Annotated in this window: 18 protein-coding genes; 13 read left to right on the top strand and 5 right to left on the bottom strand. The window is 45.4% G+C overall.

The annotated features are described in order from the left end of the window. Positions 1-143 precede the first annotated feature (143 nt). Together OH463_RS13450 and rsmC are read left to right on the top strand one after the other, a co-directional pair. On the top strand, positions 144-1229 hold the full coding sequence (locus OH463_RS13450) for an AI-2E family transporter (RefSeq protein ID WP_005449176.1): 1086 nt from the start codon (positions 144-146) through the stop codon (positions 1227-1229). A gap of 76 nt (positions 1230-1305) precedes the next feature. Continuing rightward, positions 1306-2331: a 16S rRNA (guanine(1207)-N(2))-methyltransferase RsmC gene (gene rsmC, locus OH463_RS13445; RefSeq protein WP_050924925.1), complete on the top strand. Its 1026-nt coding sequence runs from the start codon at positions 1306-1308 to the stop codon at positions 2329-2331. Here rsmC and OH463_RS13440 read toward each other — a convergent pair. Continuing rightward, on the bottom strand, positions 2328-2561 hold the full coding sequence (locus tag OH463_RS13440) for a hypothetical protein (protein WP_029790366.1): 234 nt from the start codon (positions 2559-2561) through the stop codon (positions 2328-2330). The genes rsmC and OH463_RS13440 overlap by 4 nt on opposite strands. Here OH463_RS13440 and OH463_RS13435 point away from each other — a divergent pair. The 11 genes from OH463_RS13435 (at position 2560) to OH463_RS13385 (ending at position 21329) form a co-directional block, all read left to right on the top strand. Continuing rightward, on the top strand, positions 2560-5946 hold the full coding sequence (locus tag OH463_RS13435; protein WP_009698734.1) for a response regulator: 3387 nt from the start codon (positions 2560-2562) through the stop codon (positions 5944-5946). The two genes, OH463_RS13440 and OH463_RS13435, sit on opposite strands and share 2 nt — an antisense overlap. A gap of 820 nt (positions 5947-6766) precedes the next feature. Further along, a complete protein-coding gene (locus OH463_RS13430; RefSeq protein WP_005446317.1) occupies positions 6767-8449 on the top strand; it encodes an ABC transporter substrate-binding protein in 1683 nt (560 codons plus the stop codon). Between the two features lie 170 nt (positions 8450-8619). Beyond that, positions 8620-9606, top strand: coding sequence for an ABC transporter permease (locus tag OH463_RS13425; RefSeq protein WP_005446316.1), 987 nt, complete (start codon positions 8620-8622; stop codon positions 9604-9606). 2 nt (positions 9607-9608) lie between these two features. Beyond that, positions 9609-10634, top strand: a complete 1026-nt coding sequence (locus OH463_RS13420; RefSeq protein WP_005446315.1) for an ABC transporter permease — start codon at positions 9609-9611, stop codon at positions 10632-10634. Positions 10635-10636: 2 nt separating this feature from the next. Beyond that, positions 10637-11620, top strand: a complete 984-nt coding sequence (locus OH463_RS13415) for an ABC transporter ATP-binding protein (RefSeq protein ID WP_005446313.1) — start codon at positions 10637-10639, stop codon at positions 11618-11620. 48 nt (positions 11621-11668) lie between these two features. After that, the gene (locus OH463_RS13410; protein WP_005446311.1) at positions 11669-12664 is read left to right on the top strand and encodes an ABC transporter ATP-binding protein; all 996 of its coding nucleotides are present in this window, start codon (positions 11669-11671) and stop codon (positions 12662-12664) included. A gap of 71 nt (positions 12665-12735) precedes the next feature. Further along, entirely contained in the window at positions 12736-14475 is a 1740-nt protein-coding gene (locus tag OH463_RS13405) for a glycoside hydrolase family 9 protein (RefSeq protein WP_050936984.1), read from the top strand. Between the two features lie 2 nt (positions 14476-14477). Then, positions 14478-15368, top strand: a complete 891-nt coding sequence (locus OH463_RS13400) for an N-acetylglucosamine kinase (RefSeq protein ID WP_009698737.1) — start codon at positions 14478-14480, stop codon at positions 15366-15368. A gap of 8 nt (positions 15369-15376) precedes the next feature. Further along, positions 15377-17296 carry a beta-N-acetylhexosaminidase gene (locus tag OH463_RS13395; RefSeq protein ID WP_269991460.1) on the top strand — a complete coding sequence of 640 codons (1920 nt, stop codon included), beginning with the start codon at positions 15377-15379 and terminating at the stop codon, positions 17294-17296. A gap of 86 nt (positions 17297-17382) precedes the next feature. Then, positions 17383-19791 (top strand): GH36-type glycosyl hydrolase domain-containing protein, encoded by a 2409-nt coding sequence (locus OH463_RS13390; protein ID WP_009703764.1) that lies wholly within the window; start codon positions 17383-17385, stop codon positions 19789-19791. 125 nt (positions 19792-19916) lie between these two features. Beyond that, positions 19917-21329 (top strand): phosphoglucomutase/phosphomannomutase family protein, encoded by a 1413-nt coding sequence (locus OH463_RS13385; protein WP_009698740.1) that lies wholly within the window; start codon positions 19917-19919, stop codon positions 21327-21329. A gap of 103 nt (positions 21330-21432) precedes the next feature. Here OH463_RS13385 and OH463_RS13380 read toward each other — a convergent pair whose 3' ends face one another. The 4 genes from OH463_RS13380 to OH463_RS13365 all read right to left on the bottom strand — a co-directional run bounded on the left by OH463_RS13380 (position 21433) and on the right by OH463_RS13365 (position 26584). Then, a complete protein-coding gene (locus OH463_RS13380) occupies positions 21433-22464 on the bottom strand; it encodes an ABC transporter ATP-binding protein (protein ID WP_009698741.1) in 1032 nt (343 codons plus the stop codon). Beyond that, a complete protein-coding gene (locus OH463_RS13375) occupies positions 22464-24089 on the bottom strand; it encodes an ABC transporter permease (protein ID WP_269991458.1) in 1626 nt (541 codons plus the stop codon). Before OH463_RS13375 ends, OH463_RS13380 begins: the two co-directional genes overlap by 1 nt. A 99-nt stretch (positions 24090-24188) precedes the next feature. Continuing rightward, complete coding sequence (locus OH463_RS13370; protein ID WP_005446300.1) at positions 24189-25202, bottom strand: Fe(3+) ABC transporter substrate-binding protein; 1014 nt, start codon at positions 25200-25202, stop codon at positions 24189-24191. Between the two features lie 152 nt (positions 25203-25354). Next, a complete protein-coding gene (locus OH463_RS13365; RefSeq protein ID WP_005446299.1) occupies positions 25355-26584 on the bottom strand; it encodes an ammonium transporter in 1230 nt (409 codons plus the stop codon). Positions 26585-26586: the final 2 nt, after the last annotated feature.

The raw sequence follows: 26586 nt of genomic DNA, 5'->3' as shown, positions 1-26586 counted from the left end.
TGTGGTCATTATAACAAGGTCAACTGCACCTTCCCAATTCAGCTATGTCATAAGCTTGAAAGAATCGTCGGTGCAAAGTAATAAAGATTTTGCGCTGTGGTATAAGGCGTAAACGTAAATATTCCGTAATTTGGATTAATCACATGCCGAATAATGTAAAAATCACGTCGAGTCATCGAGTGCTAGTTGTTGCGCTGCTCGCCGCTGCTTTTGCCTGCTATTTGTTGGTCGAGCCTTACATCAACTCGATCGTCATGGCGTTTATCATTTCACTGCTCATGTTCCCAATACATGAATGGTTTGAACGAAAACTACCTAATCACAAAAACTTGGTCTCACTGCTCTCTTGTGTGGTTTTAACCTTTATTATCGTGATTCCATTACTATTTGTTTTTGCCGCTATCGTGCAGCAAGGTTCGGTATTTTCGCAAAATACCTACAAGTGGGTAACCAATGGTGGCATCCAAGATATTTTCCAACATCCTTGGGTAGTCAAAGGTTTAGCGTTGGTTAATGAGTACTTACCTTTCGACAAAATCGAACCACAAGCCATCGCAGAAAAGATCGGGCAATTCGCAACATCATTTGGTTCAAACCTTGTAGCTATAAGCGCAAAAATCCTAGGTGATGCAACGAACTTCCTAATGGATTTTTTCCTAATGTTGTTCGTTTTGTTCTTCCTGTTACGTGACCACGACAAGATCATTTCAGCAATGCGTCATATTCTGCCCCTCTCACGCAGCCAAGAAGACAAAATTCTGACCGAGATTGAACAAGTCTCGAAATCCGCTGTAATGGGGTCATTCTTAACCGCGATTGCTCAAGGCTTTGCTGGTGGTATCGGTATGTGGCTTGCAGGCTTCCCTGGTTTATTCTGGGGAACCATGATGGGCTTTGCATCATTTATCCCTGTAGTTGGCACAGCACTAATTTGGATTCCAGCCGCAGCGTACTTGTTCTTAACCGGTGACACCACTTGGGCAATCTTCTTGACGGTATGGAGTGTCGTGGTAGTCGGCTCTATCGACAACCTATTACGCCCTCTGCTAATGCAAGGCAGCGCGGGTATGAACACGCTAATGATATTTTTCTCTCTATTGGGTGGTTTGCATCTATTTGGTTTGATCGGTCTTATCTACGGTCCACTGATTTTTGCCGTCACCATGGTGTTGTTTAACATCTACGAAGAAGAGTTTAAGGATTTCCTCAACCAACAAGACAACAGTTAGTCGCTGCTTAATCACTTCAAGCTTGGGGCAGATTGTGCGAAAATCTGCCCCTAATTATTTCTGATGAACCAAATTTATGTCTGCTTATATTGCTCCTAGCCAAATAGCTCAGCGCCAACTTGAGTACTTTAACGGAAAACACGTTTTAGTCGCTGGTGAAGTTGAAGATCTATTTCCTCTCGAGTTAGTGGCTCATTGTGAGTCAGTAGAGGTTTTTACTTCTAACTACAGCTACTACCGTCAAATTCGCACATCGAACAAGGTGAAGAGCCACTTTGGCTCAGAGTTTGATATTGAGACACAAGCAGACATGGTGCTTCTGTACTGGCCAAAAGCTAAATCTGAGGCAGAATACTTGCTGGCAATGTTGATGGCGAAACTTGGCATCAATACAGAAATCGTCGTCGTTGGTGAGAACCGTTCAGGTATCAAGAGCATTGAGAAAATGTTCAAAGAGTACGGTCCAGTGAACAAGTACGACTCAGCTCGCCGTTGCTCATTCTACTGGGGTACTTGCCTTAACCAGCCAAAGCCTTTCAATCAAGCAGATTGGTTTAAATCCTACACCGTCACTTTGGGTGAGCAATCACTTACGGTTAAGAGCCTTCCTGGTGTATTTAGCCATGGTGAGTTTGATTTAGGCAGTCGATTACTGCTTGAGACTTTACCTAAACTATCTGGCAAGGTGCTCGATTTTGGCTGTGGTGCAGGAGTGCTGGGTGCATTCATGGCAAAAGCCAACCCAGATATCGCGATTGAGATGTGTGATATTAACGCTTATGCCATCACATCAAGCCAAGCAACATTAGAAGCGAATGGCATAACTGGACGTGTGTTTGCTTCAGACATCTATTCCGATACGGCAAAAGATTATCGCTTTATCGTCAGTAATCCGCCGTTTCACAGTGGTCTAGATACAAACTACAACGCTGCGGAAACACTCTTGGGTCAAGCACCACAATACATGACTAAACAGGGTGAAATGGTGATTGTGGCAAACAGCTTCTTAAAATACCCACCAATTATTGAGCAAGCATTCAATAATTGCGAGACGCTAAATAAGACCAATAAATTCTCGATATACTACGCGAAAAAATCCTAATCTCTCTTTGCGCAGGTGAAATCCTGCGCAAACCTTTGCCAAAATTCATTCAACTCAACGAAAAACTGCGTCTCTCCCCACGCTTTCCAATCAACTTTCTTGTCAAAGAAAAAAAACTCGTTAATTTTGTTAATTCTATCGAATTTAACTTCTTGTCCGTTTTTAACGAGAACCTTGGCAAGCCCCAGTAAATTGGTCGCTGCCCTTTTATGAGTTGTAATCTTATCCATGTTTAAATTCTACAAAAAGCAGAAATTTAAGCGCCTGCAAAGCACGCTAATGACCGCGTTTTTGGTTCTTAGTATCACGCCACTGACGATAACTGCGATTTTCTTCCTGCAATCACACAGTAAAGATCTTCAAGAACAAAGCACATCGCACCTTCTTTCAGTTCGTGATACCAAACAACAACAAATCATCGACTACTTTGCAGCTCAAGAGACTGAAGTCATGGGCTTCGTACGCTCCGAACTTGCTTACGCCAGCGGCGGACGATTCTACGGTTTGGTCAATGCGTTTAGTCGCTTGGGTCACGATATTGATGAAGCCAGAGAAAACGCACAGCAGCGCTATATCAAAGGCAGTGGCGATCAAATCAAAACCTCGATTTTACCGGAATCATCTAACTACGTTGGCAGCGAACGTTACCGCCTATTGCACAAACGTTACCACTGGGCATACCTAGAGCTGTTAAAGCGATCTGATTTTAATGACATTTTATTGGTTGATATCGATGGTAATGTCACTTACTCAATCAATAAAGACGACAACTATGGCACTAACCTACTGACAGGACGCTACAAAGATACGGCGCTAGGGCGCACCTTTAAACGTTTGTCTGAAGATGTGAGTGCACGTCGTAAGGTCAATGAAGATTACACGCCAGTTGTCGTGTCTGACTTTGATATCGAAAACGGTAAACAAGTCGCTTGGCTCGGCGCACCGATTGTCCAACAAGGCTACCTGCACAGCTATGCGATGTTCCGCTTACCAAACAACGGCATTACTAAGCTTATTGCTGAAATCAACCGCGATTCCTCGATTGAAACCTTACTAGTGGGCAGCGATCATAAACCTCGAACCATTAACACCAAACAGGAAGAAATCCAAAACAGCTTAGAGATTGTCGATAAAGCACTCGCAGGCGACACAGAAGTAGGTACTTACAGCAACCGCTTGGGTGAAGAGATGATTGCGGCATTTGCGCCAATTGAAACTCGCGGTCTAACTTGGGCGATTGTCGTACAACTTCCAGAAAAAGAAGCCTTTGCTCGAGTCCACCAGCTCGAGAAGCTGTTTGTTATTGCGATGCTGATTGCGATCATCTTGGTTGTGATCGCCTCACACTACTTATCTAATTTCATCACCTCCCCGCTTCTTAAGCTGACTTGGGCAGCAGAGAAAGTATCTGCTGGTGATCTGGACGAAACGACCTTTAATACAGAGCGTAAAGATGAAATCGGTCGACTCGCGATCAGCTTTGAGCGCATGCAACGCTCAATTCGAGAAAAGATCCAAACCATTAAGCAGCAAAATGAAGAGCTAGAAAGCAACATCAAATTGATCCAAAAGCAAAACGAAGAATTGCAGTTGGCAGATAAGCTGAAAGATGAGTTCCTAGCGACAACCTCTCACGAGTTACGTACACCATTACACGGTATGGTCGGCATTGCAGAGACTTTAGTATCTGGTGCTAATGGTGCAATTCCTGCGAGTCAAAAATACCAATTGGATATCATCATCAAAAGTGGTCAACGTTTGGCAAATCTTGTTGACGATTTATTGGATTACCACAAGATGCGCTATGGCAGCATGGATATCCAAAAATCGGCAGTGAGCCTAGCAAGTGCGACTCGCTTGGTGCTTGAGCTTTCAAGTCATCTACTAGGTAACAAGACGATTCGTATCATTAACCAGGTCCCTGCCGATCTAAAAGCGGTGTCTGCCGATCCACAACGCTTGGAACAAGTACTGTACAACCTAATTGGTAATGCAATTAAATATACTTCTGAAGGTAAGATCGTAATTTCTGCCACCGTCGTGGACGATCAAGTCCGCGTACAAGTGGTTGATACTGGCCAGGGTATCCCGGCTGAACATCTTGAGCATATCTTTGAACCTTTAATTCAAGCCGGCCAAGACGCTAGTCGCTACCGTCAAGGCGCTGGTTTGGGTTTATCAATCAGCCGTCAACTTATCGAATTGATGGGTGGATCGTTATATGTAAGTAGTCAACCAATGGTCGGCACTACATTTAGCTTTACTCTGCCACTTGCTAATGAAGAAGAGATTCAAGCAACACAGAGCCTTGCGGCGCGTGGACACTTCCAAATTCCAGAAGCGAACTTTGAAAACAACGACGACTTATCATTACCAGAGAACCCTGATGGTCCGCTGTTGTATGTTGCTGATGACGAACCGGTTAACTTACGCGTTCTTGAAAGCTTCCTAAGGCTTGAAGGCTACCGCGTACGTACTATTTCTGATGGTCCTGAAACACTTGCTTTAATCGAGCAAGAAAAACCAGAGTTGCTTCTACTCGATATCATGATGCCAGGCATGAGCGGCTACCAAGTATGTAGTGAGCTTAGAGAGACCTATGATCACGCAGAGCTTCCAATCATTATGTTGACAGCATTAAGTCAGACAGAAGATCGAGTAAGAGGCTTCGAAGCAGGTGCGAATGACTACTTAACCAAGCCATTCAATAAGCAGGAACTCGCCGCACGTATTCAAGCGCACTTAACCGCAAGTAAAGCAGAAATGCGCCACATCGAGAACAAGTTACTGGAATCGGAGCTGCGCCAACGTGCTGAAGTAGAAGCTAGCTTGCTTGAGACTCAAGGTCGATTATTAGAACAACTAGAATCAGCACCTGAAGCCATTATTTGCCTTCGCGAGGATCAACGTATTCGCTTTGCGAACGAAGCGGCATGCAAGCTATTTAAACGCAGCTTAGAGCAGTTAAAACGCTCTTCGGCAGATGAACTTATTGCACCTAAATTCCTGACAGTTAAACAACCACATTACTGTGGCAAGATTGATATTTACATCGAAGATATTCGTCAAAACATTGAAGCAGACATTCTCAAATTACCTGAAGGCTCTGGTCTAGATGTTATGTACATCTTTAACGTAGGCGGTGGTGCAAACGCAGCTCGTATCCACAATCTAGAAACCGCGGTTGAAGTTCTATCAAGTTATGCGTTTGACGGTGATAAAGACCAATTGCAGAAGCTAAAAGAACTTGGCGGTGAGTTTACTCGCCTTGCAGATAAAGCATTGGGGAACAAGAAAGATAAACAAGAGCTGATGCGCGAAGTATTGGTCGATACGATGACTCATGCATTGGAATACTGGGAATCAGTGACTGGAGAAACTAAGTTTGCTTTTGCGGAGCAAAGTGGTTTATGGCGTGTCTACCTCGACCGCAGTACGTTGCAAACTCGGACACTCGATAAATACATGCGCATTGAGACATTACCAAAAACACCGCGCTGGAGAACGGTTCTAAGCTCAATCGAGTTCATTCTTGAGCACTGTAAAGAACAAAGCCCTGAACGAGCTTACATTGAAGCGCAACGCGATAAAATGCAAAGGCTCCTTACAAGTTAATACCAAACAGCAAATACTAGCCCCGCCACTTAGGCGGGGCTTTTTTATCCCTGCCATTATCAATTGCGCAGTAATGCTTCTCCATACTCACCGTAAGAAGCAAGCAATAGAGCTTACAGAGCAGCGATGGGACTGAGCAATTAGCGTATAAGAAGCTGGAAGCAAGCTATCAAAACCAGAAGCAACAGCATTTGTAGAAACAATTCAAGTCGTGTTATTCCTTGCCCATTCCTTACCGTAAATTTTCTTAAAAAGTATCTTTAAAACACTTCCTTTCCTGAATAAAAAAAGCATAATCAGCAGCCCATTTTTGCTGTTAAAACGCACTTATTTTTCCTCAACAAGGGAAAATTGAGCAACATTTGATACAGATTGCGAAGTCAATCACAACAGAACGGCAGATTAAATTTCACCTAGTTAATTAACAAAAATTTCAGGTGTGAGCCAGATCCCCAATGCAATACAACCACAGAAAAGCCTCTACATGACTACATATCTAAGTAAGCGAACACTAACACACAATGTTAAAGCGGATATAAACTGCGACGCATATCAACGTTTATTTTTTAGCCTTGAGTGACTTAAAAACGAGCAAAATGACGTTTATGACGGAGTTGGTATGGTTTTTAACGTTTTTAACGGGAATCGAGTTTGATTATTTTGTGGATAAGGTGTTTTCTTACTCCTGCCTAAGGCCTACAGGCCACTCTTAGAGCGACGCAAATTACAGTGAAGCGAAGAGGTGGGCCTTGGAGAGTGTTTATCAATTGATGACATTCAATTCCATTAGTGAAATGAAAGCAAATAGTAAGGAACAGCTATGCTTGCCAATATTAAAAAAACAGCACTAGCAACAGCAATTATTGCAACGGCTACTACAGGTTTCGCATCAGTAGCTACAGCCGCTGAGCGCAGTGAACTGACTATCCACCCTAAAGAGTTTACAACTTTTGTTCGTAACTTTAACCCTTTCTTGGGTGCAACAAACCTGCACACAACTACTGACTTTATCTACGAGCCACTAGTTGTTTTCAACGAAATGCACGGCAACACGCCAGTATTCCGTCTAGCAGAAAACTTCCAAATGTCTGACGACCTAATGAGCGTAACTTTCGACATTCGTAAAGGCGTAAAATGGTCTGACGGTCAAGCGTTTACCGCTGATGACGTTGTTTACTCTTTCAACCTAGTAAAAGAGAAGCCAGAACTAGACCAATCTGGTATCAACTCTTGGGTTACTGGCGTAGAGAAAGTTAACGATTACAAAGTTAAGTTCCGTCTAAGCGAAGCAAACTCAAACGTTCCTTACGAAATTGCTAAAGTACCAGTCGTACCTAAGCACGTATGGAGCAAAGTAAAAGATCCTTCAACGTTCACGAACGAGAACCCAGTAGGTACTGGTCCGTTTACAGAGATCGACACTTTCACTCCGCAACTATACATCCAGTGTGAAAACCCGAACTACTGGGATGCAGCTAACCTAGACGTTGACTGTCTGCGTGTTCCTCAAATCGCGAACAACGACCAGTTCCTAGGTAAGATTGTTAACGGCGAAATGGACTGGACTTCTTCATTCGTTCCAGACATCGACCGCACTTACGCAGCAGCAAGCCCTAAACACCACTACTGGTACCCGCCAGCAGGCACTCAAGCGTTCGTAGTTAACTTCAAGAACCCAGATGCAGCGAAGCACGAAGCACTAACTAACGTTGACTTCCGCCGCGCATTCTCTATGGCTCTTGATCGTCAAACTATCATTGATATCGCATTCTACGGCGGCGGTACAGTGAACGACTTCGCATCTGGTCTTGGCTACGCATTCGAAGCTTGGTCTGACGAGAAGACTCACGACAAGTACAAAGGTTACAACTCGTACAACGCTGAAGGTGCTAAGAAGCTTCTAGCGAAAGCTGGCTTTAAAGATGTAAACAAAGACGGTTTCGTTGATACGCCATCTGGTAAGTCTTTCGAGCTACTGATCCAATCTCCAAACGGTTGGACTGACTTCAACAACACTGTACAGCTTGCTGTTGAGCAACTTGCAGAAGTAGGCATCAAAGCACGTGCTCGTACACCAGACTTCTCTGTGTACAACCAAGCAATGCTTGAAGGTACTTACGACGTTGCGTACACCAACTACTTCCACGGTGCAGACCCATACACTTACTGGAACAGTGCTTACAACTCAGCACTACAATCTGGTGACGGTATGCCTCGCTTCGCGATGCACTTCTACAAGAACGACAAGCTAGATGGTCTTCTAAACAGCTTCTACAAGACAGCTGACAAGCAAGAGCAGCTAGAAATCGCTCACGGTATTCAGCAAATCATCGCTCAAGACCAAGTTACTATCCCTGTGATGTCTGGTGCTTACATGTACCAATACAACACAACTCGCTTCACTGGTTGGTGGAACGAAGAAAATCCTAAGGGCCGTCCAAACATTTGGGCTGGTATCCCAGAGCGTCTACTTCACGTACTGGACCTAAAACCAGTTAAATAAGTAGAAGTTCATTTCTAGCGGCACACATCCCGTGTGCCGCCTATAAAAATCCCCTTGTGACCAAACCAACATATGGCGCTCGTCGTCAGGGGATTTTTCGCTCTAAATTTCGCTAGGAGCGACCTGAAACCAGAAACAGGGAAAAAATCTGGGTGAGTAAGGTGTGAGTTATGGGTTATTTTTTAAGACGTTTGTCGTTCTATCTTGTCGCGCTCTTGGTTGCAGCGACGTTAAACTTCATTATTCCGCGAGCAATGCCTGGTGACCCAGTTACCATGATGTTTGCTAACGCATCAGTACAGGTAACGCCAGAGCGAATCGCAGCAATGAAAGAGCTGCTAGGTTTCGTAGATGGTCCAATTTACATTCAGTACCTGTCATACATCAAAAACATTCTAAGCTGGGAGCTAGGTACTTCTATCCAGTTCTACCCGCTTTCAGTTAACTCTCTACTAGGTGGTGCATTCGGTTGGTCATTGTTCCTAGCAGGTACTGCAGTAGTGCTATCGTTCTCGATTGCTTCTGTACTAGGTATCTTCGCAGCTTGGAAACGTGGTAGCCGATACGACGCATTCGTAACACCGGGCACACTTATTGTTCAGGCGATTCCACAAATGGTAATCGCGATGCTAGCACTGTTCATCTTTGCCATCGGTCTTAAGTGGTTCCCATCAGGCTACGCATACACCCCGGGTACTGTGCCAGATTGGACAAGCTGGGAGTTCCTAAAAGACGTTGGTTACCACGCTATTCTTCCATTGTTCTGTGCGACGATTGTTCAGATCGGTGGCTTCCTAGTAAACATGCGTAACAACATGATCAACCTTCTTGCTGAAGACTACATCACGATGGCAAAAGGTAAGGGTCTGAGTGAAAACCGTGTGGTATTCAACTACGCAGCTCGTAACGCACTACTACCAAGTGTAACCGCACTTTCAATGTCTCTAGGTATGGCAATCGGTGGTCAGCTAATCATCGAAATGATCTTCAACTACCCAGGTCTAGGTACGGTTCTTCTTAACGCAATTCACGCACGTGACTACCAAGTACTTCAAGGTCAGCTAATCATCATGACGATGTTCATGCTTTGCTTCAACCTAATGGCTGACATGCTGTACATGATTCTAGACCCTCGCCTACGTAAGGGAGGCAAATAATCATGAAAGAACTATTTAAACTGATTTTAGGTAACGCGTTCGCACGTGTTGGTTTGGCAATTATCTCGGTATTCATCTTTGTAGCAGTAGCTGCACCTTTGATTACTCAACATGCGCCAGATAAGCGCACTGGTAACCCACATGAATACCCTGGTTTTGTTGTAAAACAAGCACAAAATAACCCTGATGGCTGGGTTGCAAAAAACCTAGCAGATGATCGTCGCACGCTGCTGATGTCGAAAAAAGCAGACCACGTTCTAGGTACATCTCGTATGGGGCGTGATATCTGGTCTCAAGTTGCTTACGGCGCTCGAGTATCGCTGGGTGTTGGTTTCGGCGCGGGTATTATCGTGTGTTTCTTAGCAACAGTTATTGGTATCTCAGCGGGTTACTTCGGCGGTCGTGTCGATGACGTATTGAGTGCTGCAATGAACATTATGCTGGTAATCCCACAATTACCATTGCTCTTTGTACTCGCAGCCTTCATCGGGGAGGCTGGACCGCTCACCATTGCATTGATTATCGCCGGTACCTCCTGGGCTTGGGGTGCACGTGTTGTGCGAGCTCAAACCATGGCACTACGCGAGAAAGAATTCGTTAAAGCAGCAGAGGTTCTTGGTGAATCATCCATTCGCATCATCTTCGTTGAGATTTTGCCAAACCTTATCCCAATCGTAGGCGCAAGCTTCATCGGTTCGGTAATGCTAGCAATCAACACAGAAGCCGTCATCTCGTTCCTAGGTCTAGGCGATGCCAATACCATCAGTTGGGGCATCATGCTGTACAACGTACAAACTTCATCAGCAATGCTTATCGGAGCATGGTGGGAAGTGCTAGCTCCTTGTATTGCACTGACTCTATTGGTTACTGGTCTTGCTCTACTGAACTTTGCAGTAGATGAAATTGCTAACCCACAACTTCGTTCTCACAAAGGCATGAAGCGCTGGAAGAAAATGGCAGCACAAGACAAGAAAGAGCGTGAGCCAGAATTGGCACCACAAAATGCACTATGGAGCGGAGATAAATAATCATGACTGCACCACTAATTTCTATCCGTAACCTATGCGTAGACTACATTACAGACGCGGGCGATGTCCGCGCATGTAACAACGTTAGCTTCGACATTGCACCAGGCGAAGTATTCGGTCTGGCTGGTGAATCTGGCTGTGGTAAATCCACTGTTGCTTTCTCGCTAATGCGCCTTCATAAGCCGCCAGCGTTTATCACAGGTGGTGAGGTTATTTTCAATGGTGAAGATATCCTCAAATACAGCGATGAACGCATGCAAGCGTTCCGCTGGAGCGAAATGTCGATGGTATTCCAAAGTGCGATGAACGCTTTGAACCCAGTACTAACGATGGAAGAGCAGTTCTGTGACGTCATTATGCGCCACACCAACATGACTCGCGCTCAAGCAAAAGTACGTGCAGAAGGTCTGTTGGAAATCGTAGATATCCACCCTAGTCGTCTGAGCGATTACCCGCACCAGTTCTCTGGTGGTATGCGTCAGCGTCTGGTTATCGCTATCGCTTTGGCTCTGAATCCAAAAATGATCATCATGGATGAACCAACAACAGCGCTAGACGTTGTGGTTCAACGCGAAATCCTGCAAAAGATTTACGCACTTAAAGAAGAATTCGGCTTCTCGATTCTGTTCATCACCCATGACTTGTCATTGATGGTCGAGTTCTCTGACCGCATCGGCATCATGTACTCGGGCGAGTTGATTGAAGTCGCGCCTTCTAAGCAAATTTTGGAAAGTCCTTACCACCCTTACACCAAAGGTTTGGGTAGCTCTTTCCCTCCACTAACTGGTCCTAAGACCAAATTAACTGGTATTCCGGGCAACCCTCTGAACTTATTAGAAGTTCCACAAGGCTGCCGTTTCCAAGCTCGCTGTGACCGCGTCCATGAAGCTTGTACAAGAGTACCAACTCAGCTACGTCAAATAGAACCTGGTCGTCTCTCAAACTGCCACTTGTACGGCGACACCATTGCTCAAGCTAAGGTTTAACAACAAAAAATAATGCTAGCTAAGAAGAAAATTACACTGGAGAGAATTATGAGCAAACAATTCGGCGAACTGCTGATTGAAGGTAAAAATGTCGTGAAAGACTTCCCTTTAAACAGTAACTCAATCAAACAATCTAAGATGCGTGCAATCAACGACGTATCTTTCAAAATGTACAAAAGCCGCGGTTTGTCAGTAGTAGGTGAATCTGGTTCAGGTAAATCTACTACCGCAAAAATGATTGCGAAAATGTATGCACCAACGGATGGCATCATCGAATACAAAGGGCGTGACATCCAAGACATCACCTCTCGACACGATTTGATGACCTACCGTGAAGGCGTACAAATGGTATGGCAAGACCCGTTTGGCTCGCTAAACCCAACACACAACATCTTCCACCATATTGCTCGCCCACTGCTGATCCACAAAAAGATCGCACCGGGCAACAAGAAAGAGTTGGAAGAGCGCGTGTATGATTTGTTGGAACAAGTTGGTCTGATTCCACCAAAAGAGACGGCACAAAAGTTCCCGCACCAGCTTTCTGGTGGTCAGCGTCAACGCGTGAACTTGGCTCGCAACATTGCGGTTGGTGCAGAAGTGGTATTGGCTGACGAACCAACATCAATGCTTGATGTATCGATCCGTGCTGGTGTTCTCAACCTAATGGAAGAGATGAAGTTTGAGAAGCAAATGTCTCTGCTTTATATCACTCACGATATCGCGACAGCACGTTACATTGCTGAAGATCTTGCAGTTATGTACGTGGGTCACATGGTTGAATGGGGAGACACTGAAGAAATCATCCACGATCCGCAACACCCATACACACAACTACTGGTTTCAGCGGTGCCCGATCCATCGAAGTCAATTCACGAGAAGTTGAAAGGTAACAAAGGTGAAATCCCACTGTGGACACCAGAATCAGTCGGTTGCCCATTTGCAGGACGCTGCGTTCATGCCACAGAAAAATGTCGTGAGCGACTGCCAGGTGTGACTCAATTGTCCGATAACCATTTTGTTCGTTGTTACTTATTCGAAGATTAATCATAACGAGGGTCAGGTATCAATCTGACCCCTTTTTCCCTTTGTATTTTATTGTTTCCCGGAGAAATTGAATGCTGCTACTGACTAACCATATTGGTTACGAGCGTCTGGGTCCTAAGAAAGCGATCATCCAGACGAGTCAACCACGTCTGTCTTCTTATACTGCTTTATTGGTTTGTGCCGACAGCCACCAAACTGTTGCGACACTGACAGTAGAAAAGCAAGGCAAAGTGGCAAACTGGCATCAAGGTCATTTTTACCTTGTAGACTTTTCTTCATTTAACACTCCCGGTAACTACTACCTTCGCTTCGATCATTTGCGCTCATCTCACTTTGAGATTGGAGAGCATGTTCTTCTCGATCGTACGCTGTCTGATGTGATCCATTATTTTAAATCTCAACGCTGCGGCGGCATTTTCGATCAACAAGATCGCCAAGCACCGCTACTTAACTCTAGCGAAACCGCAGATGTTCACGGCGGTTGGTATGACGCATCGGGCGACGTCAGTAAATATCTAAGCCATTTGTCATACGCAAACTACCTAAATCCACAACAGACACCGATGGTAGTTTGGAACATGTTGAAAGGGTTATCTCTGCTCGAAGGTAACGACAAACTGGCTAAGTTCACGGCCACTCGTCTTGTTGAAGAAGCGTTATTTGGCGCAGACTTCCTTGTTCGTATGCAAAATGAAAAAGGCTTCTTCTACATGACCGTGTTCGACAAATGGAGTAAAGATACAGCGCAACGCGAGATTTGCGCGTACGAAACTCAACTTGGTCATAAGTTCGATGACTATCAAGCAGGCTATCGACAAGGTGCAGGCATCAGCATTGCAGCATTAGCTTCAGCAGCACGACTAGATGTTCATGGCGAATTCGACCAACAAAAATACCGTAATGCGGCAGAAAACGGTTACTGGCACCTAAAAGAACACAACACCCAATACTTGAACGATGGTGAAGAGAACATCATCGATGAATACTGTGCGCTTCTTGCCGCTGTAGAGCTATTTAAGACCACCAAAGAGGTACGCTACCTAGAAGAAAGCCGCGTATGGGCAAAACGTCTTTCAACTCGCCAAACAAGTGATGAGTACATTCAACACTTTTGGAGTGCTAATCAAGATGGCAGTCGACCTTACTTCCATGCAGCAGAAGCAGGACTTCCAGTGATCGCACTATGTGAATACTTAACCATCGAAGACGACTCTGAGCGCGCATCGGTAGCAAAGCAAATCATCACTCAAGCGTGTGAATTTGAAGTCTCTATCACCAACAAAGTTAAGAACCCATTTGGCTACCCACGCCAGTACGTTAAAGGCGTAGATGAAGCGAAACGTGATGCGTTCTTTGTCGCACACAACAACGAATCAGGTTACTGGTGGCAAGGTGAAAATGCTCGCTTAGGTTCACTGGCAACCATGGCTTATGGGGCACTCCCTTTCATTGAGTCAAAAGCACTAAAACAGCAGCTTTCTAAACTCGCACAAGATTCTATTAACTGGATTGTGGGGCTGAACCCATACGACATGTGTATGTTGGATGGTCATGGTCGTAACAATCCGGACTATCTTCCTCAATACGGTTTCTTCAATGCAAAAGGTGGCGTGTGTAATGGCATTACCGGCGGTTTCGAAGATGAGGAAGACATTGCATTTAATCCACCAGCGCAGAAAGACGACATGCTTCAGAACTGGCGCTGGGGTGAACAATGGATCCCACATGGTGCTTGGTTCCTACTCGCGGTGATGAGTCAGGCTCAGCACATCTCGACTTTAGCCAACTCTCAAGCCTTCAAGGAGCAATAAACATGGGGATGTATTTTGTAGGTATTGATGGAGGCGGCACGTCATGCCGCGCTCGAATCAAAGATGCACAAGGCAACTTCATTGGTGAAGCCAAAAGCGGCAGTGCAAACATCATGCTGGGCGCAGACATCGCGATGGCGTCGATTCTTGAATCTATTGCTTCAGCGGCAGCACAAGGCGGGCTAACTCAACAAGATTTCGCTTCTATGCACGTAGGTCTGGCTCTAGCAGGTGCGGAACATAAAACCTCTTGGCAAGCATTCATGGCTTTGGAACACCCATTTGCCAGTATGACACTCAATACCGATGCTTACGGAGCATGTATTGGTGCGCATAACGGTGAAGATGGCGCAATCATGATCGCAGGAACAGGTTCATGCGGCATTTTCCTCAAAGGTCTCGAGCAACATGTCGTTGGCGGTCGTGAGTTCCCAATCTCCGACCAAGGTGGCGGCGCAGTCATGGGGTTGCGTCTGATCCAACAAGTCTTGCTGGCAGAAGACGGTATTCGCGAAAAAACACCTCTAGCAGCACACGTAATGGCACATTTTGAAAATGATATCGACAACGTAGTGGCATGGTCTAAGCAGGCTCTACCTCGCGATTACGGTCAATTCTCTCCAGCAATTTTCCAACATGCTGAACAAGGTGATGCACTGGCGATTGAAATGTTAAAGCAAACCGCAGCCGATATAGAAATGTTCTTAGTCGCGCTGAATAAGCGTGGGGCTACTCGTATCTGCCTAATGGGCAGTATCGCAGAGCGAATCCTGAACTGGTTATCTCCACCAGTTCAACAGTGGGTGGTTGAACCTCAGTTTGATGCGATTGAAGGAGCCATTATGTTTGCTGGTAAGCCAGAACATAACCTTTACTCGGTGAGTGTTGAGTAGGAGTGAACATGGAATATCGTGTTGATTTAGTGGTCCTTTCTGAACAAAAACAAAACTGTCGCTTTGGACTCACCTTTCATAATTTGAGCGACCAAGACCTAAACAGCTGGAGCTTAACTTTTGCTTTCGATCGTTACATTCTTCCAGATAGCATTTCAAATGGTCAACTTACTCAGATTGGTAGTTTTTGCACACTCAAACCAGAAGGTATAGTGCTGGCTGCCAACCACCACTATTACTGTGAATTCAGCATTGGCTCTAACCCATTCCGTTATTATTCGGATGGCTTTAATGAAGCGATGCTCGACTTTGTCGTTGATGGTCAACCTCAACGTGCTCAGGTCGACGTCACCCCTATTGTTTTGGCTTCACCATATCGGGAACGCAGCGATATTCCAGCAAGCTTAACGCACGCTCAACCGTTATTGCCAAAACCAAACCATATTGAAGTCAGCGACCACTCGTTCACTTTTGACGAACAAGCTGGCGTTGCAATTTATACCGACTTAGCTAACTCAGCAAAAGCGTGGTTACTAGAAGAGCTCCAGCGTATTCACCAATTTACACTTTCTTCTTCTAACAGCGGCAAAATCATTTTCAAAAGCAACCCAACACTGGATGAGGGGGCATATAAGCTCAAAGTATCAGAAGAGTCGATCAAGATTGAAGCAGGCTCTTCATCTGGCTTTACCCATGCTTGTGCAACTTTATTGCAGCTACTAAAACGAGATGAAGCAACCAAAACCATGGAAGCAGTGTGCTGTTCGATTATAGATAGCCCACGCTTTCGTTATCGCGGCATGATGTTGGACTGTGCTCGCCATTTCCATTCCGTAGAGCAAGTAAAACGCCTGATCAACTTGTTGGCGCATTACAAGTTCAACACGTTCCATTGGCATCTCACTGACGATGAAGGCTGGCGTGTCGAGATCAAATCACTGCCTCAGCTTACGGAAATTGGCGCATGGCGTGGTATCGATGAAACCATCGAGCCACAATACACCCATTTATATCAACGCTACGGCGGCTTCTACACGCAAGAAGAAATCCGAGACGTTATCGCATTTGCAGAGCAACGTGGTATCACCATCATTCCTGAAATTGATGTACCTGGTCATTGCCGCGCCGCAATTAAGTCTCTGCCTCACCTCTTAATTGAAGCAGAAGACACCACTGAGTACCGCAGCATTCAGCATTACAACGATAATGTCATTAACCCAGCACTTCCGGGCAGTTACGAGTTTATCGACAAAGTACTTGAAGAGATCGCTGCTCTATTCCCTGCTCCTTATGTTCACATTGGCGCGGACGAAGTGCCTAACGGCGTGTGGTCGAAAAGTCCTGCTTGCCAAGCCCTAATGGAGCAATTGGGTTACACCGATTACAAAGAGCTGCAAGGTCACTTCCTGCGTCATGCAGAAGACAAACTGCGCAAACTGGGTAAACGCATGCTGGGTTGGGAAGAAGCTCAACACGGCAACAAGGTCAGCAAAGATACCGTGATTTACTCATGGTTGAGCGAAGAAGCAGCATTGAACTGTGCTCGCCAAGGCTTTGATGTGGTGCTGCAACCTGCACAAACTACTTATTTGGATATGACCCAAGACTACGCACCAGAAGAGCCTGGAGTGGACTGGGCTAACCCGCTGCCATTAGAGAAAGCTTACAACTACGAGCCGTTAGCAGAAGTGCCTGCTGACGATCCAATCAGAAAACGCATTTGGGGCATTCAAACCGCTCTATGGTGCGAAATCATCAACAACCCATCGCGCATGGACTACATGATTTTCCCTCGCCTGACTGCCATGGCAGAAGCATGTTGGACTGAAAAACAACACCGCGATTGGACCGACTATTTATCACGGTTGAAAGGACACCTACCTCTGCTTGACTTGCAGGGAGTGAATTACCGTAAACCGTGGAAGTAATACCAAGCCAGATGCCAACGCATCACGCTTAAAGAGTTTTTAAATTTTTGGCTGCAGGCGCAGCTTAGTAAAAAGGAAATACACAAATGAAATACGGCTATTTCGATAACGAGAATCGCGAATACGTCATCACTCGCCCTGACGTACCAGCACCATGGACAAACTACCTAGGTACTGAGAAGTTCTGTACAGTTATCTCGCACAACGCGGGTGGCTACTCGTTCTACAACTCTCCAGAATACAACCGTGTTACTAAATTCCGTCCAAACGCGACATTCGATCGCCCAGGACACTACGTTTACCTGCGTGATGATGAGACAGGTGATTACTGGTCAATCTCTTGGCAACCTGTTGCGAAAAGCCTAGATGAAGCAAACTACGAAGTTCGTCACGGCTTGTCTTACTCTAAGTTCAAATGTGAATACAGCGGTATTACCGCGACGAAAACATTGTTCGTTCCAAAAGGTGAAGACGCTGAAATCTGGGATGTAGTGATTAAAAACACCTCCGACAAACCACGCACGATCAGCGCATTCTCATTTGTTGAGTTCTCATTCAGCCACATTCAATCTGATAACCAAAACCATCAGATGTCTCTTTACTCAGCAGGTACGGCTTACAACGAAGGCGTGATTGAGTACGACCTGTACTACAACACGAACGATTTCGAAGGTTTCTACTACCTAGCTTCAACATTTGACCCAGATTCATACGACGGTCAACGTGACAGCTTCCTTGGTCTATACCGTGACGAAGCAAATCCGTTAGCAGTGGAACAAGGTAAGTGTTTCAACACCGCACAAACTTGTTACAACCACTGTGGCTCTCTGCACAAGCAATTTACCATCCAACCAGGTGAGGAAGTTCGCTTTGCTTACATTCTAGGTATCGGTAAAGGCAACGGTGAGCGTCTGCGTGCTAAGTACCAAGATCTTGCAGAAGTTGACAACGCATTTGCTGGTATCAAAGCACACTGGGATGAGCGTTGTGGCAAGTTCCAAGTGAAATCACCAAACGAAGGTCTAGACACCATGATCAACGCTTGGACGCTATACCAAGCGGAAACTTGTGTCGTTTGGTCTCGCTTTGCTTCATTCATCGAAGTGGGTGGTCGTACTGGTCTGGGTTACCGCGATACAGCGCAAGATGCGATCTCAGTTCCTCATGCTAACCCTGCAATGACGCGTAAACGTATCGTTGACCTGCTACGCGGTCAGGTGAAAGCGGGTTACGGTCTACACCTATTTGATCCAGATTGGTTCGATCCAGAAAAAGCTGACGTTAAACCATCGAAATCACCGACAGTTGTTCCTACTCCGTCTGATGAAGACAAGATTCACGGTATCGAAGACACATGTTCGGATGACCATCTATGGTTAGTCCCAACCATCTGTAAGTACGTGATGGAAACGGGTGAACATAGCTTCTTCGACGAAGTGATCCCTTATGCTGACGGTGGTGATGCCACGGTTTATGACCACATGAAGGCAGCACTAGACTTCTCGGCTGAATACGTAGGTCAAACCGGTATCTGTAAAGGTCTGCGTGCAGACTGGAACGACTGTCTAAACCTCGGTGGCGGTGAATCTTCGATGGTGTCGTTCCTACATTTCTGGGCACTGCAAGAGTTCATCGACCTAGCGAAATACTTAGGCAAACAAGCTGACGTTGAAAAATACACGGAAATGGCAGCAAACGTTCGTGAAGCATGTGAAACACACCTTTGGGATGACGAAGGTGGTTGGTACATCCGTGGTCTAACGAAAAATGGTGACAAGATCGGTACAGCGCAACAAGCGGAAGGTCGAGTACACCTTGAGTCAAACACGCTTGCGGTACTTTCAGGTGCGGTATCTCAAGAGCGGGGTGAAAAAGCGATGGACGCAGTCGATGAGAACCTGTTCTCTGAATATGGCTTACACCTAAATTCACCATCATTCGCAACACCAAACGATGACATCGGCTTTGTGACTCGCGTTTATCAAGGCGTAAAAGAAAACGGGGCAATCTTCTCACATCCAAACCCATGGGCTTGGGTAGCTGAGGCTAAATTAGGTCGTGGTGACCGTGCAATGAAGTTCTACGATGCACTAAACCCATACAACCAGAACGACATCATCGAAAAACGTATTGCAGAACCTTACTCGTACGTACAGTTCATCATGGGTCGTGACCACCAAGACCACGGTCGTGCAAACCACCCATGGTTAACAGGTACATCTGGTTGGGCTTACTTCGCCGTAACCAACTTTATCCTCGGTGTGCGTACAGGCTTCGATGGCCTGACCATCGATCCTTGTATCCCAACGAACTGGCCAGGTTTCGAAGTGACTCGTCAATGGTTAGGTGCAACGTACAACATCAAAGTCGTTAACCCTGATTCAGTGAGCAAAGGCGTTAAGTCGATTACCGTAAACGGTGAAGCGGTAAGTGGTGCATCGGTGCCAGTTCAAGCGCAAGGTTCAGTAAACGAAGTTATCGTTACTCTAGGTTAATCATCTTTTAGGGGAGTCCTTCTCCCCTTTTGGTTTATCCGGTGCACTTGAGTTTGATAAGCGCATCGGTTCGCTAGCAAAGATTTAAGAAGCGGTGGGATGCCGCTCTTATCGAGGATCGAATTATGATCAAATTTGGTACAGGTGGTTGGCGTGCATTTATCGGTGAGGAGTTCACCAAAGATAATGTACGTTTGGTTGCTCAGGCAGTCGCAAACATTACGAATAACGAATCCGTGGCTGATCGTGGTTTTGTCATTGGTTATGACCGCCGCTTTCTTTCTGATAAAGCTGGTCGTTGGTTCGCTGAAGTACTAGCAGCAAACGGCATTGTGGTTAGCTTTATCGACAAGTTTGTTCCAACGCCTATTGTGATGTTCAAAGCGAAGGAAATGGGTTGTGCTTACTCAGCATGTATTACCGCATCACACAACCCTGCCGATTACAACGGCATCAAAGTCTTTATTGAAGGCGGTCGCGACGCTGATGAAATCATCACACAAAAAATCGAATCACAAATATCAACGCTAACGACACAAGATGTAAAAAGCGTCGACTTTGAACAAGCGGTTGAAGATAAGCTGATTCAAATCATCAACCCGATGAACGAGTTTGTTGACTCAATCATTGACTTTATCGACATCGAGGCGATCAAAAAGGCAAATCTACGCGTATTGATCGACCCTATGTTTGGTGTTGCAAAAAACGCACTTCAAACGGTACTGATTAATGGTCGCTGTGAAGTCGACGTGATCAACGATGGCAAGAACCCAGACTTTGGTGGATTGATGCCATCGCCAAGTGCAGCAACGCTTTATCGCTTGATGCACCTTGTTGAGCAAGAAGGCTATGACATTGGTATCGGTACTGATGGCGATGCAGACCGTCTTGGCATTATCGACGAGAAAGGTAACTTCATTCATCCAAATGAAGTGTTACTGCTGCTTTACTATTACTTGCTTGAATACAAAGGCTGGACAGGCTCAGTAGTGCGTAATATCGCAACTACACACTTACTCGACAAAGTCGCGGAAGACCACGGAGAAAAGTGCTTTGAGGTTCCTGTAGGCTTTAAACATATCAGTTCTCAAATGGAAGCTGACGATTCACTGATTGGCGGTGAAAGTTCTGGCGGTCTAACCATTCGCGGTCACATCAAAGGTAAGGATGGCGTATTCGCATCAAGCCTATTGGTGGAAATGATTTCAGTAACCGGTAAAAAACTGTCTGAGTTACTCGATGAAATCTACGGTAAGTACGGCTATGCGTATATGGCTGAAGGCGATTGCAAATTCAAACCTGCGCAAAAAGACGCGTTGTTCAACAAGATTTATATTGAGAAGCAGTTACCTGAGTTTGAGTTTGAGATCGAAAAAGTCAGCTACGAAGATGGTGCGAAAGTTTACTTCAAAAACGGTGGTTGGATTATCGCTCGTTTCTCTGGTACCGAACCGTTGCTACGTATTTTTGCAGAGATGCAAGATAAGGACACTGCGGAACGTGTTCTTCAACAGTTTAAAGACTTCTTGTCTTTATAACTGACACCTTGTGCCCGCTTCGAGCACATAACCTATAGGTGAAGAACACTTGCCCGGCTTTAGCGCCGGGCTTTTTTATGGTGCTGAATTTGGGCTTAACTGATTACGCAAAAGCCAACACGCCTTGTGTTTCCACTTTCACTGCTACGCTATCACCGACATTCAACGCTTGCGTTGACGTCGCTAATAAACGGTCGCCGTTAACATCAATCACATAACGGCAGTGATCACCCATAAAGTGTTGCTCAAGCACTTTGACCGCACTTTCTTCATCAGCGGCAATCTGTACATGCTGAGGACGAAGTAACAGCGCACAGTCTCCATCCATCTTAATGTCTTGCTGAGCGTTCGCTTCCACCACACCAAGGTGTGTATCAAATTCGCTCTCAGAGATTCGCTTTGCAGCAAGGTAGCTACCACCACCTAGGAAGTCAGCAACAAACTTACTCGACGGTTGGTAGTAAAGTTCAGAGGCAGTACCGTACTGTTCAATCACACCATGGTTCATCACGGCCATCTTATCGGCAAAAGCAAAAGCTTCTTCACGACTGTGAGTTACAAAGATCGCAGTAACTCCCTGCTCCTTAAAAATCTTGCGAATTTCACGGATCAGCTCGTGACGCACCTGAGTATCGATGTTAGAAAATGGTTCATCAAGCAACAGAAGATCCGGCTTATAAGCCAGTGAACGAGCAATCGCAACACGCTGTTGCTGACCACCCGACAGCTGATGCGGGTAACGATCACCAAAGCCTTTAAGATGAACTAAGCCCAACATTTCCTCTACTTTCAGCAGCTTTTGTTGCGCTGTTTCATTCTTTAAACCAAATGCAATGTTCTCGGCAACCGTCAGGTGCGGAAACAAGGCGTAATCTTGAAAGATCATACCAATATTACGCTGCTCTGGTGGTAACCAATTTTTACCGTCATCAATAGTGAGGCAGTTCAGGCTCATTTGACCTGAACTTAGCGGAAGGAGACCTGCAATGGCTTTCAGAAGCGTTGTCTTACCACAACCACTTGCGCCTAATAGACAAACAATTTGCCCCTGTTCCACTTCTAAGGACAAAGACTCAAGAACAGTTTGTGACTCATACTGGCAAGTAAGATTTTGAATGGATAATGCACAGCTCATTAATGACTTTGCTCCAGTGAACGGTTAACAACAACAAGCGGGATTAACCCAACAAGAACCAGTAATACGGCGGGTAATGCAGCAAGTTCTAAATGCTCATCCGAGGCAAAGTTATACACGTACGTCGCCAAGGTTTCGAAGTTAAATGGGCGCAGCAATAACGCGGCATTGAGTTCTTTCATCGACTCAATGAACACCAACAGACCAGCAATTAAGGCACCACGCTTAACCAATGGAAAATGCACACGCCACAACATAGTGTTTGGTGTACAACCCATCGTACGCGAAGCCATATCCAACGATGGCGAAATCTTATTTAGGTTACTCTCAACGCTACCGATCGCGACAGCAGAGAAACGAACAACCATCGCGAAAATCAGAGCAAACATAGATCCTGAGAAGATCAGTCCCGGTCTACCCCACTCCATCGCTTTAGCAATATCGTTCACGCGATGATCCATAAACAGCACCGCCACCATCACACCTATGGCGAGCACAGTACCAGGTACCGCATATCCCATTGAAGATAGGCGCATAAAGGCTAAACTTGAGCGTCCACCATTGACTCGCTGACTAAAGTTTACCGTTAAAGCAATCGCAACACCGATGATTGCAGCCACGACTGACACCACCAAACTATTCCATGCATATTCACGAAACTCCGGTGTCCAGCTTTGCGCAAAGTAAGTAATAGCGTAATCAATCAACTGTAGCAGAGGGAAAATAAATGCGATCGCAACCAAGCCCCAACACCAAACTAATGCGCCCCACTTTTGCCAACCTTGAAGTTCATAGCGAAAATCTTCATGACTATTAAACTGGCTTTGGAACAGCTTCTGCTTGCGGCGACTGTAGCGCTCAGCACTTAAAAGCAACACAACTATCACCAACATCATGGCTGAAATTTTCGCTGCGGCATTCAGGTTCGAATACCCAAGCCAAGTATCATAAACCGCAGTGGTAAGTGTGTTCACTGCAAAATAGCTGACGGTGCCGAAGTCACCAATGGTTTCCATCGCGACCAGAGACAAACCAACGGCGATAGAAGGTCTAACAAGCGGTAAAGAGATACGCCAAAAGCTCTCCCAAGGAGAACACTTCAGTAAGCGTGCACTTTGTAACAAAGAGACGTTCTGTTCCATAAATGCCGCTCGGCAGAGTAAGTAAACATATGGATAAAGAACCAGAGAAAGAACAAAGGTCGCACCACTCAAGGTACGAATATCAGGAAACCAGTATTCACCAGGTCCCCATCCGGTTATATCACGTAAGAAGATCTGGATCGGTCCGGCAAAATCAAACCAATCCGTAAAAATGTAACCAATGATATAACCCGGCATAGCAAGAGGCAGAACCAATGCCCATTGTAACCATTTCTCGGTTGGCAGTTTGCACATAGCCATAAACCAAGCGCTTGGGATACCGAGAATCAAAGAAAGAATCATCACACCAGAGGTCAGAACAACGGTGTTATAGATGTAGGTTGGCATGACCGTCGACATCAAATGCGTAAACAAGTCATCCGTCTCGCCAATGGCGGTATAGAAGATCGCTAAGATCGGCAAAACCAGTAACAGGGTGATCACCCCACTACTGGTTTTCCATAGAGAATGTTTATTCTTCATTGCCTAAATACTGCAAGGCTTTATGAAATACAAATGCAGTTGCAAATACATCTCATATCCTTTAATCAAATGGGGGTATAGTTATACCCCCACATGGAATTAAAGGTCAAATTTCACTTCATCTAGTAGCTTAATTGCAGCTTCGTGGTGAGAAGCAATGTCATCTAGAGAGATAGTATCTGCTTTGAAGTCACCCCAAGATTCCACAAGTTCAGAACGCTTAACGCCTTCTTTTACTGGGTACTCGTAGTTTACTTCTGCATACATTTGCTGCGCTTTGTCACCCGTTAGGAATTCCATTAGCTTCACAGCGTTGTCTTTGTTTGGAGAGAACTTCGCCATTGCCATACCAGAGATATTTACGTGAGTACCTGTTGTCTCTTGGTTAGGGAAGTTGATGTATACCGCGTCAGCCCAAGCTTTTTGCTCTTTGTCGTTAACCATCTTACCTAGGTAGTAGCTGTTACCTAGAGAAACGTCACATAGACCTTCTTTGATTGCTTTAACTTGAGCACGGTCGTTACCTTGAGGCTTACGAGCTAGGTTCGCTTTAACGCCTTCTAGCCACTCTTTTGTTTCAGCTTCACCGTGGTGCGCGATCATAGAAGACACTAGAGATACGTTGTAAGGGTGCTTACCGCTGCGTGTACAGATTTTGCCTTTGAATTCAGGCTTTGCTAGGTCTGCATAGTTGAAATCGTTACCTAGCTTACCAACACGGTCACGTGAAGAGTAAACGTTACGAGTACGTAGAGTTAGAGCAAACCACTCGTTTTCTTTATCTTGGTACTGTGCAGGTACGTTTTCTTCGATGATTTTGCTGTCTACCTTTTGAACCAGACCTTTGTTTGTCAGTTCAGCTAGACGGCTGATATCTGTAGTAAGGATTACGTCAGCAGGGCTGTATTCGCCTTCCTGAGCCAACTTCTCTGCTAGACCTTTTTTCGCAAACTTAACGTTTACTTTGATACCAGTTTCTTTAGTGAACTCGTTGAACATAGGTTCAACTAGGAAAGGTTGACGGTAAGAGTAGACGTTCACTTCTTCAGCAGCCATTGCTGTTGGAGCTAGAGTTGCGCAAGTAATCGCTGAAAGAGTTAGCAGTTTTTTCATTGTTTAATCCTTTACCATGCTAATGATAACGTTTATCAGTTGCGTTATTATATGCATGTTCAATAAGAAAACAATTAATCCATAAAAAAAACCTACTCGTCAGAGCAGGTTTTTGATGATTTACTTTGTAACGAATTGTGTCGTTATGACTGTTATTTCACAGTCACGAATTCTGGGTAAGCGCCAACACCACAGTCGTGCATATCCATACCTTCCAACTCTTCGTCTTCCGACACTCGGATACCAATTGTTGCCTTCAGAATTGCCCATACCACAAGGCTTGCACCGAATACCCAAGCGAAGATAACAGCAGCACCTAGAAGCTGTGCACCAAATGTGGCATCACCATTACTTAGCGGCACAACCATAAGACCAAAGAAGCCACACACACCATGAACTGAGATAGCACCTACAGGATCATCAATCTTCACTTTATCCAGACCAATGATACTGAACACAACTAGCGCACCAGATACCGCACCGATAGCCACAGCATAAAGTGGTGATGGTGATAGAGGATCGGCAGTGATTGCTACAAGACCTGCCAAGGCACCGTTCAGAATCATCGTTAGGTCAGCTTTACCCCAAGTGGTTTTACACACTAGTAGAGCTGCAATTGCGCCTGCCGCTGCCGCTGCGTTAGTGTTCAAGAAAATTTGACCTACCGCTGTCGCGTTCTCAAAGTCAGAAACCATTAGTTGAGAACCGCCGTTGAAACCGAACCAACCAAACCAAAGGATGAATGTACCTAATGTCGCTAGAGGCATGTTTGAACCTGGAATTGGGTAGATTTCACCATTTTTGCCATATTTACCTTTACGAGCACCCAGTAGTAATACGCCAGCTAACGCTGCTGCTGCACCCGCCATGTGTACAATGCCTGAACCAGCAAAGTCACTAAAGCCAGCTTCTGATAAGAAACCACCGCCCCAAGTCCAGTAACCTTCCATAGGGTAGATAAATGCCGTCAGTACCGCAGAGAAGATAAGGAAAGACCAAAGCTTCATACGCTCTGCAACTGCGCCAGAAACCACTGACATTGCTGTAGCTACGAATACAACTTGGAAGAAGAAGTCCGACTCTAGAGAATGATCTGCCCCTTCACCTTGTGTGCCAATTAGCGCACCAAATGATGGTAGCCAGCCGCCTTCGCCATTATCAACATACATAATGTTGTAGCCGACCAATAAGAACATGGTACAGGCAATCGCATATAGACAGATATTTTTGGTTAGAATTTCGGTGGTGTTTTTAGAGCGAACTAAGCCCGCTTCCAGCATGGCAAAGCCTGCTGCCATCCACATTACCAACGCACCGGAAATGAGGAAGAAAAAGGTGTCGAGTGCGTAACGTAATTCCGTTACCGTTGTTGTTAATTCCATGA

This window comes from Vibrio sp. NFR, assembly GCF_027587095.1.
Classification (GTDB): Bacteria; Pseudomonadota; Gammaproteobacteria; order Enterobacterales; family Vibrionaceae; genus Vibrio; species Vibrio harveyi.
Note: the sequence above shows the minus strand (reverse complement) of the source record. Positions and strands in the feature narration are given on the sequence as shown.